12 protein-coding genes are annotated in these 14,063 nt (G+C 63.0%); 4 read left to right on the top strand and 8 right to left on the bottom strand.

The annotated features are described in order from the left end of the window. Positions 1-140: 140 nt before the first annotated feature. Together BM269_RS00475 and BM269_RS00470 are read left to right on the top strand one after the other, a co-directional pair. Positions 141-1,502: a DUF1800 domain-containing protein gene (locus BM269_RS00475; protein ID WP_090435555.1), complete on the top strand. Its 1,362-nt coding sequence runs from the start codon at positions 141-143 to the stop codon at positions 1,500-1,502. Between the two features lie 11 nt (positions 1,503-1,513). Continuing rightward, entirely contained in the window at positions 1,514-2,761 is a 1,248-nt protein-coding gene (locus BM269_RS00470; protein WP_090434399.1) for a DUF1501 domain-containing protein, read from the top strand. 219 nt (positions 2,762-2,980) lie between these two features. Here BM269_RS00470 and BM269_RS00465 read toward each other — a convergent pair whose 3' ends face one another. From BM269_RS00465 to BM269_RS00430, 8 genes are all read right to left on the bottom strand, one after another. Next, complete coding sequence (locus tag BM269_RS00465) at positions 2,981-3,799, bottom strand: response regulator (RefSeq protein ID WP_090434396.1); 819 nt, start codon at positions 3,797-3,799, stop codon at positions 2,981-2,983. After that, positions 3,781-5,142 carry a hybrid sensor histidine kinase/response regulator gene (locus BM269_RS00460; RefSeq protein WP_090434393.1) on the bottom strand — a complete coding sequence of 454 codons (1,362 nt, stop codon included), beginning with the start codon at positions 5,140-5,142 and terminating at the stop codon, positions 3,781-3,783. The genes BM269_RS00465 and BM269_RS00460 overlap by 19 nt, the downstream gene beginning before the upstream one ends. Positions 5,143-5,184: 42 nt before the next feature. Then, positions 5,185-5,898 carry a 2OG-Fe dioxygenase family protein gene (locus tag BM269_RS00455; protein ID WP_090434391.1) on the bottom strand — a complete coding sequence of 238 codons (714 nt, stop codon included), beginning with the start codon at positions 5,896-5,898 and terminating at the stop codon, positions 5,185-5,187. A gap of 14 nt (positions 5,899-5,912) precedes the next feature. Beyond that, the gene (locus tag BM269_RS00450; RefSeq protein ID WP_090435554.1) at positions 5,913-7,838 is read right to left on the bottom strand and encodes a TonB-dependent receptor; all 1,926 of its coding nucleotides are present in this window, start codon (positions 7,836-7,838) and stop codon (positions 5,913-5,915) included. Positions 7,839-7,893: 55 nt separating this feature from the next. Next, positions 7,894-8,382, bottom strand: a complete 489-nt coding sequence (locus BM269_RS00445; RefSeq protein WP_090434387.1) for a DUF6702 family protein — start codon at positions 8,380-8,382, stop codon at positions 7,894-7,896. Then, a complete protein-coding gene (locus tag BM269_RS00440) occupies positions 8,382-10,745 on the bottom strand; it encodes a M1 family metallopeptidase (protein ID WP_090434384.1) in 2,364 nt (787 codons plus the stop codon). Before BM269_RS00440 ends, BM269_RS00445 begins: the two co-directional genes overlap by 1 nt. 173 nt (positions 10,746-10,918) lie before the next feature. After that, positions 10,919-11,917 carry an alpha/beta hydrolase gene (locus tag BM269_RS00435; protein ID WP_090434381.1) on the bottom strand — a complete coding sequence of 333 codons (999 nt, stop codon included), beginning with the start codon at positions 11,915-11,917 and terminating at the stop codon, positions 10,919-10,921. A gap of 96 nt (positions 11,918-12,013) precedes the next feature. Further along, the gene (locus BM269_RS00430) at positions 12,014-12,469 is read right to left on the bottom strand and encodes a MarR family winged helix-turn-helix transcriptional regulator (protein ID WP_090434378.1); all 456 of its coding nucleotides are present in this window, start codon (positions 12,467-12,469) and stop codon (positions 12,014-12,016) included. A 123-nt stretch (positions 12,470-12,592) separates the two neighbouring features. Here BM269_RS00430 and BM269_RS00425 point away from each other — a divergent pair, with 123 nt between their 5' ends. Both BM269_RS00425 and BM269_RS00420 read left to right on the top strand, forming a co-directional pair. Further along, positions 12,593-12,904, top strand: a complete 312-nt coding sequence (locus BM269_RS00425) for a hypothetical protein (protein ID WP_139232638.1) — start codon at positions 12,593-12,595, stop codon at positions 12,902-12,904. 40 nt (positions 12,905-12,944) lie between these two features. Then, the gene (locus BM269_RS00420; protein WP_090434372.1) at positions 12,945-14,012 is read left to right on the top strand and encodes an HD-GYP domain-containing protein; all 1,068 of its coding nucleotides are present in this window, start codon (positions 12,945-12,947) and stop codon (positions 14,010-14,012) included. Positions 14,013-14,063 lie beyond the last annotated feature (51 nt).

The raw sequence follows: 14,063 nt of genomic DNA, 5'->3' as shown, positions 1-14,063 counted from the left end.
GCCGTCCTTTCATTTTGCGCAACGTGAATTAGAGCATACAAATCAAACAATTAACATCCTGATACAAAGGAGTCTTTGCCCTCAATTCGGCGCCTAGCGTATAAAGAAAGTCCCGGAAATCATTGTATTGGGACGACATCATGCGAGGCTGGATACTCGGTGCCGTGCTGGCGGCGCTACCCCAAGCCGCCCTGTGGGCGGCGCCCCTGGCCGGCGAGCAGGCTGCTATCCATGTACTGAACCGCCTGGCTTACGGGCCGCGGCCCGGCGATATCGAGCGGGTGCGCCAGTCCGGGGTGGCCGCCTATATCGATGAACAATTGAACCCGCCGGCCCTGCCGGTGGCGTTGGTCGAACGGCTGGACAAGCTGGAAACGCTGAGAATGAGCGCCGGCGATGCGCTGGAACGATTCCAGGAAGCACGAAATGGCGAGCAGGGCGAGCGCCGCGCAGTGGTGCAGCAGATGGCGGCCGAGGCGGCCGAAGCGCGCCTGCTGCGCGCCATTGACAGCCCGCGCCAGCTGGAAGAGGTCATGGTCGACTTCTGGTACAACCACTTCAATGTATTTTCGGGCAAAGGCCAGGACCGCGCCCTGGTCGCCAGCTATGAGCGCGACGCGATCCGGCCGTACGTGTTCGGTTCTTTCCGCCAGATGCTGGGCGCCACGGCCCATCACCCGGCCATGTTGTTCTACCTGGATAACTGGGTCTCGAAGGCCGGCGGCCTGAATGAAAACTATGCGCGCGAGCTGATGGAGCTGCATACCCTGGGGGTGGATGGCGGCTATACGCAGAAGGACGTGACCGAACTGGCGCGCATGCTGACCGGCTGGACCTACCGCCCGAAGCGCGACGCGCGGTTCGCGTTCGACCCGCGCCGCCACGACAACGGCGCCAAGACCTGGCTGGGCAAGCTGGTCGCGGCGCGCGGCGAGGCGGAAGGCGAGTATGCGCTCGACGTGCTGGCGGCGCATCCGTCCACGGCGCGCAATATAAGCCGCAAGCTGGCGCAGTATTTCGTGGCCGACCAGCCGCCGCCGGCACTGGTGGAGCGCATGGCGCAGGCCTGGATCGCCAGCAAGGGCGATATCCGCACCGTGCTGCGCACCCTGTTCGCCAGCCCGGAATTCATGGACCAGCAATATGCCGGGACCAAGTTCAAGACGCCGTATCAGTACGTGGTGTCGGCCTCCCGTGCGGCAGCCATGCCGATGCCCGAAGTGAAGCCGCTGGTTGGCATCCTGAACCGCCTTGGCATGCCGCTGTACGGCTGCCAGACGCCGGACGGCTACAAGAATACGGAAGCGGCCTGGCTCAACCCCGATGCCCTGAGCCGCCGTATCGGCTACGCGCTGGCGCTTTCCTCCGGTGCCGACGCCGATACGGTGCAGCAGGCGCTGGGCTCCTCGGTGTCGCAGCAGACTGCCGCCATCGTTGCCGACAGCAATGAGCGGCTGCGCGCCGCTCTGCTGCTCGGCAGCCCCGACTTCATGCAACGCTAACGGAGCGCGCCATGCAACGACGCCAATTCCTGAATGCCTTTGCCGCCAGCGCCGGCTTGATGCTGCCGCTTGGACCCAATGCCTGGGCGGCTGCCATGGCCTCCGGCGGCACTGCGCCGACCGCGAAAAAACTGATCGTCGTCATGCTGCGCGGAGCGGTCGACGGCTTGAACGTGGTGGCGCCGGTAGCCGACCCCGAATATGCGCGCCTGCGCCCCAACATCGCCCTGGCCAGGCCGGGCGCGGACGATGGAGCGTTGAACCTGGATGGCTACTTCGGCCTGCACCCCGCGCTGGCGCCGTTAATGCCGCTTTGGGAGCAGAAAAAGCTGGCTTTCGTCCACGCCAGCGGTTCACCCGATGCCAGCCGTTCCCACTTCGATGCGCAAGACTATATGGAATCGGCCACGCCGGGCGTGAAGAGCACGCAGGACGGCTGGATGAACCGCCTGCTTGGCGGCCTGCCAGGCGACCCCACGCCGACGCGGGCGCTCAGCATCGGCCCCGTGATGCCGCGCGTGCTGGCCGGCGCGCTGCCGGCCACCAACCTGGCCAATGGCGCCGCCGGCACCCGTTCCACGCCGCTCGACCGGCCGCAGATTGCGCAAGCCTTCGACGCGCTGTATGCCGGCAACCAGCGTTACGGCAAGGTGTACCAGGCCGGGCGCAAGGCGCATGAGGAAGTGATGGCCGCCGCCAACAGCGGCATGATGTCCGAGATGCAGGCGGCCGATAACGGCGCTCCCTTGCCGAACGGCTTCCCCGACGATGCCGGACGCCTGGCCACGCTGATGCGCAGTAACGCCAATATCCAGCTTGCCTTCATTGCGCTGGGCGGCTGGGACACCCACGCCAACCAAGGCGCCGCCAGCGGCCAACTGGCCAACCGCCTGCAGCCGCTGGGGCAAGGGCTGGCGACGCTGGCGCAGCGCCTTGGCCCGCTGTTCGACGACACGGTAATCGTGGTGATGTCCGAATTCGGCCGCACCGCGCGCGAAAACGGCAACCGGGGCACCGACCATGGCCATGGCAACGCCATGTGGCTGCTGGGCGGGAAGTTGCACGGGGGCAAAGTGGCCGGTGCATGGCAAGGCCTGGCCGAGGCCCAATTGAACGAAGGACGCGACTTGCCGGTGAGCACTGATTTCCGCCATGTGCTGGCCCACGTTGCCGAACGTCACTTGCGCTTGCCCGATGTGGCACTGGCGCGCACCTTCCCTGGCTTGCCCGCCGCTTCGCGCCTGCAGTTGCTGGCATGAAAGCGAGTCCGCGCTGGCGCTGTCAGTTCAACGCTGTCAGTTCAGCGCTGTCAGTTCAGTTTTGGTAGTAGAATCAAGCGGGCAGGTAGCGATGCGGTTGGGGACAAGAATGTTGAAATTTCTTTGGAAGTTGACCAGCGCCGATGAACGGTCGGAGAACACGCTTGGCATGCTCGCCGCGGTGTTCTGCCTTGTTGCGCTGGCTTGGCTGGTGCTGGCCTAGCGAGCGGCTCGGCCGAGCAAGCCGTCAATGGCCGCCACCAGTTGTTGCGGGTCGAGCGGGTGGGACAGTGCGCCGCTGATGCGTCCTGTTCCCAGGTTACCGAGGTTGTCCTCGTCATCCGGGCGGATGACCAGCACCGGCAGCCCCGGCGCCATCTCCAGCGCATCCCGCAAGAAGGACAGGCGGCCCTCTTCCAACACTCCCAGTTCGCACAGCACCAGGTCGTAGGTATGTCCGTCCATCAGGGCGCCGGTATCCATGGGATTGGAAGCTGTGCTGACGGTGTAGCCGCTGTGCGCCAGGATGGCCGCGACCAGGCCGGCATTCTCGGGAGCGGCATCGAGCAGCAGCACGCGGGCACGCGCAGCCGTGGCTGCGGGCGCTGCGGCGGCGGATGGCGGCGAGGCCGCAGCTGTCGGCACAGGGTGTGCGCTGGCGGAGCGCAGGTGCGTAGGCAGGAAGGATTCAAGTGCCGGGATCAGGACATCCGGCTCCAGCGATTTGGGCAGGCAGCCGGAAAAGCCGGCGCGGCGCAAGGCCGCACAACCATCGGTGACCGGAAGGGCGCTGGCGGCCAGCACCGGGATCGCCCGCGTGGCCGGATCCGCGCGCAGGCGCGCCACCACGCCAAGGCCGTCCAGCTTGGGCAGGTGCAGGTCGCTCAGGATCAGGTCGGGCTTTTCGCTGATGGCCATCGCCACCCCCGTCTCACCGTCGGTGGCGCAGAGAGGGCGATGGCCGAAAGCCTGCAGCAGATAGGTCATCAGGTCCATATTGGCCTGGTTATCTTCGATGATCAGGATGCGTGCCGACATTTGAGCGCGAGCGTGAAAGTGCTGCCTTTACCGAAGTCGCTGCTGAAAAACAGCGAGCCGCCCAGCAGGTTGGCCAGGTTCTGGCTCAAATAAAGTCCAAGGCCGGCGCCTTCCGCATGCCGGGTCGACGTGTTATCCAGCTGCGAGAATGCCTGGAACAGCTTGGCCTGGTCCTCTTCCTTGATGCCGCTGCCGCTGTCGGTCACGCTGAACTCCGTGATCAATGCCTGCTCTTCGTCAGTGCGCTGGCTCAGTGCCAGCCTGACCATCCCTTTCTCGGTAAACTTGATGGCGTTATTGGCCAGGTTGATGATGATCTGGGCCAGGGCGCGCCGGTCGGTTTGCAGGACGATCGGGGGCTCCGGCATTTCGATGAAGACTTCCAGGCCCTTCTGCGCAGCCAAGGGACGCAAGGTATCGGCCACCTCGCCCATCAACTGCTGGCAGTGCACGGACTCCACCGTCAGCGTGACTTTGCCGGCTTCGATCTTGGCCACATCCAGGATGTCGTTGATCAGGGAAAGCAGGTGGCGTGCACTGGCACGGATGGTGTTGAGCTGGCGGTCCTGTTCATCGGTCAGCGGGCCTGGAAGTTTCATTAGCAGCGCACCGGTAAAGCCGATGATGGCGTTCAGCGGCGTGCGCAGTTCGTGCGACATATTGGCGATGAAAGCGGATTTCATGCGGCTCGCTTCGGCCAGTTCCAGGTTCTTCAGCGCGATCTCACGGTTGATGGTCTCCAGCTCCCCTGCATGGTGGGCCAACCGCATATTCAGTTCGATCACCTGCCGTTCGCGCGCCTGCAACTCGCTATTGACCTGCACCGCCTGTTCGTACGTGGAAATCAACAGGTCGAGGATCTGCTGGCGCTCGGCATTGATGAAGTGCTTCTGGTCGCCCAGGTAAAGGGCGATGCCGACTTCCATGCTGGAGTTCTTGCGCAGCTTCTGGTTGACCAGCATCTGGCCGATGCGGTTCAGCAGGTAGTCTTCGGCGTAGGGCTTGCGGATGAAGTTGTCGGCGCCGCATTCGATGCCGCGGATGATGTCCTTGGGGTCGGTCAGCGACGTGACCAGGATCACCGGGATATCGCGCAGGGCGGGATCGGCCTTGATGGCACGGCACAGTTCATAGCCGTTCATCTCGGGCATGACGATGTCGGACAGGACCAGGTGCGGCTTGTATTCGTGGATCTCGCCCAGGGCCAGTTTACCGTTGGCAGCGACCCGGGCCTTGTAGCCCGAGGACCTGATCAGCCGTCGCAGGCGCTCAGCCTGGGTCGGGCTGTCTTCGACGATGAGTATTTCCAGCTCATCGGGCGCGATATCGTAGCTGGAGTCCAAGTCACCTCCGAAATGGTTGGGTGATCAGACTATACCGTTTTTTTAGCCGCCTTGGAAACCGCCGTCACGATAGGTAAGGACCAGTGTGTCGCGGTGGCCGTTGCCGTCCAGCGGCTGGATCGGGGTCGATTCATGGATGACAGCCGCGTCGTCCAGCAGCAGCAGTGTCCAGGGTTCGGTCATGGTGAAGCGCTTGCCGTTCGGGCCGTCGGCCTCGAACACGCGGGTTTCGCCGCCCTTGATGCCGTGGCGGCCAACCAGCAGCACGGCCACGAAGTCGACGCCGTCGCGGTGCGCGCCTTCCGGAGTCGGGCGGCCGATGCCGTCGGTGGTGTCGATGCGGAACTGGTGGGCTTCCACATACCAGGGATGCTGGCCGCGCACCTGGGCGCAGGCCTGGCCGATGGCAGCCACCAGCCTGGTCCAGGCTGGGCTGGCGACCGTCTGCGCGGCGATCGGCTCGAACAGGCGGCGCATGCCGCCGTGCAGGGCGTTGTATTCGACCGGCTGCCAATGGGCGCGATGGGGTGTCTGGTCCAGGGCCAGGCCGTCCTGCACGAAGCAGGAGTGGCGGCGGCGGCGATAGCGGCCGCCGTCTTTCAGGTAGTTGTCCGGGGCCAGGTCGTTCCAGCTCGGGACCAGGGAGTTCAGTTCATCCAGGGTGCAGCCGGCCAAGCTGGCCACGTCGGCCGGCTTGAGCAGGGCGTAGCCTGCGCTGCGCAGGGTGTGGATCAATTGGGGCAAGGGCGTCATCATGCCCTTTATTGTACTTAGAATATGTAATTCAGGCTGAGGCGGAACGATCTGGCCTCGATCGGGTGGAAATGGATGCCTGGCGTGGACTCGGCTTCGTCCTTCAGGCGCGACTCGTAGAAGTAGTCGATGGCCGATACCTGGCGGTTGGCCAGGTTGAAGCCTTCCAGCTCCAGCGTTGCGTTGGTTGCCAGCTTGTAGGCCAGGCGGCCGTTGACGGTGGCGCTGGCCTTGGAGCGGACGGAATTGTCTTCCACCAGCGGCCGCGGGCCGAACCAGCGCAGGCGCAGGGCGCCGGACCAGGGAACGGCCGGAGTGACAGTCGCCGCAAGTTGCGCCACGCCTTCGACCGCACCGGGAATGCGGTCGCCTTCCGGGGCGGCACGCCGGAAGCGGCCGCGCGCGAAAGCCAGGTCGGCGTCCAGGGACAGCCATTTGAACGGCTTGTAGTAGTTGGAGAACTCGATGCCATAGCGGCGGCTCGGGCGTCCCGCTTCGGTGCTGCCGGCGTCGCCGAGGTAGACCAGCTCCGAATCGAAATCCAGCCGGTACAAGGCCAGCACGGTCTGCAGGCCCTTGACCGCTTCGCTGCGCAGGCCGAATTCGAGGCCGCGCGATCGGGCCAATGGCGTGGCGGGATCCTGTGCCTGCGTCACGCCGCGCGCATCATTGCTGTGGAAGCCGCGGCCGGCGTTCAGGTAGAACTCCGTACCGGACCAGGGGCCGAAGGCCAGGCTGATACTGGGACTGGCCAGCGTTTCGTCGGCGCGCGCGCCGCCAACGGCGAAGCGGTAGCGGTCCAGCCGCACGCCGGCTTCGCCCCGCAGCCATGGCGTGACGCGCAGGCGCTGTTGCAGGTAGACGGCGGCGCTGGTTTCGACGATATGGTCGGCCCGCACGGTCGCCAGCACCTGCCGCGCTTGTGTGTGTTGCAAGGCGTTGAAGATATTGTCGTTTTGCGCCTGCAGGCCCAGCGTGGTGCTCCACGCCATGTCGTCCAGATGGTCATGCCAGCTATGGCTTACATCGAAACCGCTGGTGACGCGGCGATCCGGCTGGGCAAACTGGTCGCCATGCACCGGGTCGTCCAGGAAGTAGGTGAAGTTGGAGAACAGCTCGAGCCGGTTGTTGATGATGTAGGCGTTGGCGCGGGTGGTCTGCTTTTCGTCGCTGCGCGCCCAGGCGGCGGACAGGCTGAACCGTCGCGCCTGGCCGCCGTCAGTCGGGTCGATGCCGTCAAAACGGCCCAGCAGGCCGCTGTCCACCGCGCGCTGCGGAATCTGGTCGGTCGCACTCCATGCGCCGCGATAGGCCATGGCGGTGACGGTGTAGCCGTTGTTGGCGAAGCCTTCGCTGTAGCGCAGCACCGCGTTCAGCTTGCGGTAGTTGTCGCCGCGCGTGAACGGGCCGTCGTTGTGCACGGTCTCCAGGGCGTAAAGCCAGGATCCGTTGCTGCCGGACTCGCGCGAGCCGGCCAGCAGGGCGCGGCCGTAGCCGTTCTGGCCCGCGGTGGCGCCGGCCTGGTCCTGCGGCAAACGGGCGGAATAGCTGATTGCCGCGGCGCCGGCGGAGGAAAAGTCGCCGGTGCCGGCGTTGTACGGACCCTTGTTGTAATCGAGACGGGCCACCAGTTCGGGAATGATGAAATTCAGGTCGGTCCAGCCCTGGCCGTGCGCGTGGCTGCGCTGGTTGACCGGCATGCCATCGACCGTGGTGCGCAGGTCGGTGCCGTGATCCAGGTTGAAGCCGCGCAGATAGAACTGGTTGGCCTTGCCTTCACCGCTATGCTGGCTGGCCACCAGCCCAGGCGTCGCTTCCAGTATTTCGCCGGGACGGTAAATGGTGCGCGCTTCGAGCTGGCGCTGCGACACGCTGCCCATACCGGCCGAATCGGCCATCCCGACCTGGCTGGCGCGCGCGCCTTCGATCAGCACGCGCTGCATGAATGGGTCGTCGGCATAGGCGGCGGCCGGCGCCAGCAGCCCTGCCAGGGCGAAGTTACGGAAGCGCTTGTTCACGGCGATCGCGATTGAAAACGATGGAAGCTGTCGGACGGCCAGGGCCGCTGACGTTGACGTTATTGACTTGCTGGGGCAGGAAATCGGTCAGCACGCCATCGAGCAGGACAGCGCCCGGCGGCAGTTCGGTCTGGTCGATCTCCTGGAATACCACGACATTGTCGACATTGGCTTGCAAGCCGACCCATTTCAGCGGCAAGGGCTTGCCGTCGACGCTGATGCGGAACCGCTTTTCAAGGTAGCGACGGAACACGGCCTGATCCTCCTCCAAACCAAGGTCGAACTGGCGCTGGTACAGGTTCATCAGCAGCGCCTCCACATCATGCGCCGTGTAAGTATGTACCACCTCCGTGCCGCCCGTGCGAGGGTTGAAGCTGATCTCCGTCAAGCCGACGTGATAATTGTGGGCTTGCGCGGCGGCGCCGCAACAGAGCAGCGCCGCCGCGAGGACGGCTTTAAAGCGCATCATCACTTGGTTTCGGATTCCGCTTCCTGCTTTTTCTTCAGCGGAGTGTTGAAGTCCTTCATCATGTTCTCCGGCTGGCGCGACTTGAACAGCTCCAGGCGCGAAGGCGTCACCTTGCGCGGCCAGGCGTTGTTCGACTGGTCGATGTCGGCTGTTTCCCAGTACGGGTCATGCACCAGCGATACCAGCGGCTCGTCGGTCACGATGACTTTGGTGATTTTCTTCGGCGAGTAGCGCCATACTTCGGCAGGAACGCGCTCGATGTACTTCTTGCCCGACTTCAGTTCGATCTGCAGGACCAGCGGGGTGACCAGGCCGCCCAGGTTCGAGAAGTCCACCAGGTACAGGTGCTTGCCTTGCGCCAGCAAGTCCTTCTCCCATTGTTCCAGGTCGCCGGTCGACTCGGCGAACTTGTTGCGGTCGGCATTGGTGACGGTGTACTCGTCGTGCTCGTTGTAGAAGTCCTTCAGGGCAGGCTGCTCGTCGACCTTGCGCGCCATGCCTTTGTTGCGCTGGTCGATGATGGAGACCGGCTCCGCATCGCGCTGCGCCTTCTTCCAGGCCTTTTCCGTTTCAGGATTCTTGGTGCTTACGCCGTACTCGCTGATGCCGTCGATCGACACGTCCACCGGATCGGTGGTGTAGAACCAGCCGCGCCAGAACCAGTCAAGGTCGGTGCCCGAAGCGTCTTCCATGGTGCGGAAGAAGTCGGCCGGGGTAGGACGTTTGAACTTCCAGCGACGACCATATTCCCGGAAGGCGTAGTCGAACAGCTCTCGGCCCAGTACAGTCTCGCGCAGGACGTTCAGCGCGGCGGCAGGCTTGGCGTAGGCGTTGTTCCCGAACTGGAGCAGCGACTCCGAATTGGTCATGATCGGCACCTGGTTCCTGGAACGCATGTAGTCGACGATGAAACGCGGGTCGCCGCGTCCGGCCGGATAGTTGTCTTCCCACGCTTCCTGGGCCAGCGACTGCACGAAGGTGTTCAGGCCCTCATCCATCCAGGTCCACTGGCGCTCGTCGCTGTTGACGATCATCGGGAAGTAGTTGTGGCCGACCTCGTGGATCACCACGCCGATCAGGCCATACTTGGCGCGCTTGGTGTAGGTGATTTCGCCGGTCTTCTTGTCTTTGACCGGGCGCGGGCCGTTGAAGGAGATCATCGGGTACTCCATGCCGCCCACCGGGCCGTTGACGGAGATCGCGGTCGGGTAAGGATAGTCGAAGCTGTACTTGTTGTACTGCTCGATGGTGTGGATGATGGCTGCGGTCGAATACTTTTCCCACAGCGGATTGCCTTCCTTCGGATAATAGGACATGGCCATCAGGTTGCTGCCATCCTTTTTGTAACCTTGCGCATCCCAGATGAACTTTCGCGAAGAGGCCCAGGCGAAGTCGCGCACGTTCCTGGCCTTGAAATGCCAGGTCTTGCTGCCCTTGGCCTGGTTCTTCTCGGCCTGCTCGGCTTCGGCCTGGGTCACGATGACGACGGGGGTCTTGCTGGTGCGGGCCTTGGCCAGGCGATCGCGCTGGGTGGCGGTCAGTACCTCGTTCGGGTTTTGCAGCTCGCCGGTCGACGCCACGATGTGGTCGGCCGGCACGGTGATCTGCACGTCGTAGTCGCCGAATTCCAGCGTGAATTCGCCAGCGCCCAGGAACTGCTTGTGCTGCCAGCCGTACACGTCGTAATAGGCCGCCATGCGCGGGAACCACTGGGCGATTTCGAATAACGCGTTCTTGTCCTCGGTGAAGTACTCGTAGCCGGAACGGCCGCCCAGTACTTTCTGCTCATTGATCTTGTAAGTCCAGTCGATGGAGAAGCTGAACTTCTCGCCCGGCTTCAGCGGTTGCTGCAGCTCGATGCGCATCATGGTGCGGTTGATGGTGGTCTTCAGCGGCGCGCCGCCGGAACTCTTGACGGAACCGATCTTGAAACCGCCGTCGAAATCGCGGCCGGCCAGGATATTGCGCAGGCCTTCGTACTTCATGCCTTCCTCGTCGCTCTTGGCATGGCCCCAGGCTTCGCGCGATGGCGCGGTCATGCTCATGCGGGCGTCGGAATCCGATTTGTAGATGTTCTGGTCAAGCTGCAGCCACAGGTAATGCAGCGTATCCGGCGAGTTGTTGTGGTAGGTGACCTGGCCGCTGCCGGAGATGGCGCGGTTGGCTTCGTCCAGCGTGGCGCGGATCGTGTAGTCCGCACGCTGCTGCCAATAGGCGTGGCCGGGAGCGCCGGAAGCGGTGCGGTACTGGTTGGCGGAAGGCAGCAGCTCTTCGAGCTGGCGGAACTTGTCATCGAATGGCTCGGCAGCGAAGGCCGTCGTCGTCAGGCAAAGTGCGGCAAGGCCGAATTGAAAGCGTTTCATCGAATCCCCATGCTTGTTGTAATAACTGCCGGGCTATTCTAGAGAGCTTTTCCCAACGACACTTCGTTTATTTGTAAAAAACCTGAAACAAGCGTTGTGAAAGTCGGGGTCAGCTCTGGCAATCGGACATTTTCGTTTCCTGAGAAGCCAGAGCCGACCCCGACTTTCATCTTTCACTTAAGGCGGAACTTCAGTTCTTCTCCTGCCTGGCGCATGGCGGTCCTGGTACCCGGCACGTTGCTCAGCACATTCAGCAGGCCGAAATCGTGGATCATGCCGTTATAGCGGATGGTGGTGGTTTCGACACCGGCGGCATCCAGCTTCTTGCCATACGCCTCGCCTTCGTCACGCAGTACGTCGAATTCGGCGGTCTGGATCAGGGTTGGCGGCAGGCCTTTCAACTGTTCGCTCGAAGCTTGCAGTGGCGATGCGTAGATTTCCTTGCGCTTGGCCAGGTCGGTCGTATAGTTGTTCCAGAACCATTTCATCGCGTTGCGGGTCAGGAAGTGGCCTTCGGCAAACTGCTGGTACGAGGCATTATCGAAATTGGCATCGGTGACCGGCCACAACAGCACCTGGGCGCGCAGCTTGGGCTGGCCCTGGTCTTTCGCCATCAGCGCCACGACTGCTGCCATATTGCCGCCGACGCTATTGCCGGCCACCGCGAGCCGCGAACCGTCGACTTTGATTTCCTTGCCGTTCTTCGCGACCCATTTGGTGGCGCCATAGGCTTGCTTGATTGCCACGCCATAACCGGCTTCCGGCGAAGGGGTGTAGTCGACGAAGACTGCCGCGGCGCCGGAATTCACGACCAGGTCGCGTACCAGGCGTTCATGGGTAGGAAAATCGCCCAGCACCCAGCCGCCGCCGTGGAAGAACATGAAGACGGGCAGCGTGCCCTTGGCGCCGGCGGGGCGCACGATGTGCAGCTTGATCTTTTCGCCGTCGACATCGATCACCTTTGCCGACACGTCGGCTGCCGGCAGCTTGGCGCCTTTTTGCGCGCCGACCAATACTTGCCGGGCATCGGCAGGACTCAGCGACTCGAGTGGCGCGCCGCCTTCGATGGCTTTCAGGAACTGCGCGGTTTGCGGCTCGACGCCTGGCAGGCTGGCGGCGAAGGCGGAACCGGCGAGGAAGGTGAGGGCAGATGCGGCGATAACGGTTTTCATGGTAAATCTCCTTTAGTTAACGATTTAATAGTGTGCTACTTAATTGATTTTAAAAGATGTCCACTCGGTTCCTGACCCCAGGTGGACATTTGCTTCTTAGGCGTTGTTCATCAGGCTGGTGCGCAACACGGACAGCTCGCGTTGCAGGCGGATCACTTGCTCCAGGTCGCAACCGCTGGCGCCGAGGACGCAGGCCGGCAGCTTGGCACCTTCATTGCGCAATTCGCTGCCATGCGGCGTGAGGGCAATGATCACCTGGCGCTCGTCTTGCGGGCAACGGGTGCGGGTGATCAGTTCGGCTTGCTCCATCCGCTTCAGCAGCGGCGTCAGCGTGGCCGAGTCGAGGAAGAGGCGGTCGCCCAGGGCAGACACGGTTTGCTCGTCCTGTTCCCACAACACCATCATCACCAGGTATTGCGAGTAAGTCAGGCCCAGCTTGCGCAGCAGCTTGCGGTACAGCTTGTTCATCGCCAAGGACGTCGAGTACAAGGCGAAGCACAGTTGCTGGTCGAGCTTGGGAACCTGTTCCAGGTCAAATGATGTCGTATCCATGAACCGGAGTATAGATAGCGCGCGATCTAATTGCAAGCAAATTTTTCCATTGACCTTGCCTGATGAGGAATATTTGACTATCGTTAAAGTGCCCGTAACCTGCGCTGGGCAAAGGGGATGACAATGAATCAAATGAATCACTATCATTCAGGTGCCTACCCAGTGCCCGACCAGCGCGGCGCGGAGCCCGTGCTTTTCCTGGTGGAGCTGGATCCGCAGCGCGTCGTCGATGGTGTGCGTTACGACGAAAACTACCTGGCGGACGATGTGCTGGCGTGCGGAACCATGCGCGAAACCTGCCCGATTTGCGAGGAAGGGCACCTGCAACTGGTCCTGCGCCAGAAGAATGTGCGCGTGGCCCACCTGTTCTGTATCGAATGCACCCGTTGTTTCGGCGCCTTCCTGCCGGATGGCTCGCCGGCACTCTCGGATTGAACGTTCCCTGTACGCAGTTCCCGTGCGGTATCATGCCGCAATGAAGAGTCCAAAGACCAAGCCGCTGCTGCTGATCGTTGACGGATCGGCCGACCACCTGCAACAGCTCAGCCATCTGCTGGAAGACAAGTATGCCGTGCGCGCGGTCGACGATGGCGACGCCGCCTTGGCTGCCGCGCAGCAGCTACCGCGTCCGGACTTGATCCTGGTCGACGTGGTGCGCGTGGGCTTTGCGGTTTGCCAACGCTTGCGCGGCAACCCGGACACCGCCAGCATTCCGTTGATCGCCATGATCGAACGCGGCCAGCCGGAACTGGAGCAAAGCGCTCTTGCCGAGGGTGCCTCTGACGTGGTGGCGCGCCCACTGGTGCCGGAATTGCTGCGCGCCCGCATCGGCACCCATTTGCAGTTGCGCGAAGCGCGCGCCAGGCTTCAACGCCAGCGCAACCAGCTGAACGAACTGGGCCAGATCGCGGACGCCGCGGCATGGGCCATCGCCAGCCTGGCCGAATGGCGTGATGAAGAAAATCCATCGCATTTGCGCCGCATCCAGCACATCGTGCTGGCGCTGGCGCGCCAGTTGCAGGGCAATCCACGCTTTGCCGAGGAACTGGTGGAGGCGCATATCCCCTTGCTGTTCAAGGCCGCCCCGCTGCACGATATCGGCAAGGTGCGCATCCCCGATGCGATCCTGCTCAAGCCGGGCCGCCTGACGCCGGAGGAATTCGAGATCATGAAGCAGCACACCGTGCATGGCCGCGACGCCATTGCCGGTGTGGAGCGTGAGCTGGGCTTCTCCAACGGCTTCCTGCGCTTCGCGCGCGAAATCACCTTTAGTCACCAGGAGCGCTACGACGGGTCCGGCTATCCGCAAGGCCTGGCCGGTGATGCCATTCCGGTATCGGCGCGCCTGGTTGCCGTGGCCGATGTCTATGATGCGCTGGTGTCCGAGCGCGTGTACCGTCCGGCCTTTACGCACGAGACTGCCATCGAGCTGATCCGCCAAGGCAGCGGTGAACAATTCGACCCGGACGTGGTCGACGCTTTGCTCGCCGCTGAGGAAAAGGTGATGGAAATTTCGAAGCGATACCAGGATGCGACGGACTAACAACGGCCGACCGTTTCCCCAGCGCATTACGGGTTTCCCTATGCTATAGTC

Origin of the sequence: Duganella sp. CF458, assembly GCF_900113115.1 — a bacterium.
In the GTDB taxonomy this organism is placed as follows: Bacteria; Pseudomonadota; Gammaproteobacteria; order Burkholderiales; family Burkholderiaceae_D; genus Rugamonas.
Note: the sequence above shows the minus strand (reverse complement) of the source record. Positions and strands in the feature narration are given on the sequence as shown.

Excerpts from the sequence above, each read along its gene's own strand:
- BM269_RS00475 (WP_090435555.1), top strand. The coding sequence starts at position 141 with ATGCGAGGCTGGATACTCGGTGCCGTGCTGGCGGCGCTACCCCAAGCC.
- BM269_RS00470 (WP_090434399.1), top strand. The coding sequence starts at position 1,514 with ATGCAACGACGCCAATTCCTGAATGCCTTTGCCGCCAGCGCCGGCTTG.
- BM269_RS00465 (WP_090434396.1), bottom strand. The coding sequence starts at position 3,799 with ATGTCGGCACGCATCCTGATCATCGAAGATAACCAGGCCAATATGGAC.
- BM269_RS00455 (WP_090434391.1), bottom strand. The coding sequence starts at position 5,898 with ATGATGACGCCCTTGCCCCAATTGATCCACACCCTGCGCAGCGCAGGC.
- BM269_RS00450 (WP_090435554.1), bottom strand. The coding sequence starts at position 7,838 with ATGCAGCGCGTGCTGATCGAAGGCGCGCGCGCCAGCCAGGTCGGGATG.
- BM269_RS00445 (WP_090434387.1), bottom strand. The coding sequence starts at position 8,382 with ATGATGCGCTTTAAAGCCGTCCTCGCGGCGGCGCTGCTCTGTTGCGGC.
- BM269_RS00440 (WP_090434384.1), bottom strand. The coding sequence starts at position 10,745 with ATGAAACGCTTTCAATTCGGCCTTGCCGCACTTTGCCTGACGACGACG.
- BM269_RS00435 (WP_090434381.1), bottom strand. The coding sequence starts at position 11,917 with ATGAAAACCGTTATCGCCGCATCTGCCCTCACCTTCCTCGCCGGTTCC.
- BM269_RS00430 (WP_090434378.1), bottom strand. The coding sequence starts at position 12,469 with ATGGATACGACATCATTTGACCTGGAACAGGTTCCCAAGCTCGACCAG.
- BM269_RS00425 (WP_139232638.1), top strand. The coding sequence starts at position 12,593 with ATGAATCAAATGAATCACTATCATTCAGGTGCCTACCCAGTGCCCGAC.
- BM269_RS00420 (WP_090434372.1), top strand. The coding sequence starts at position 12,945 with ATGAAGAGTCCAAAGACCAAGCCGCTGCTGCTGATCGTTGACGGATCG.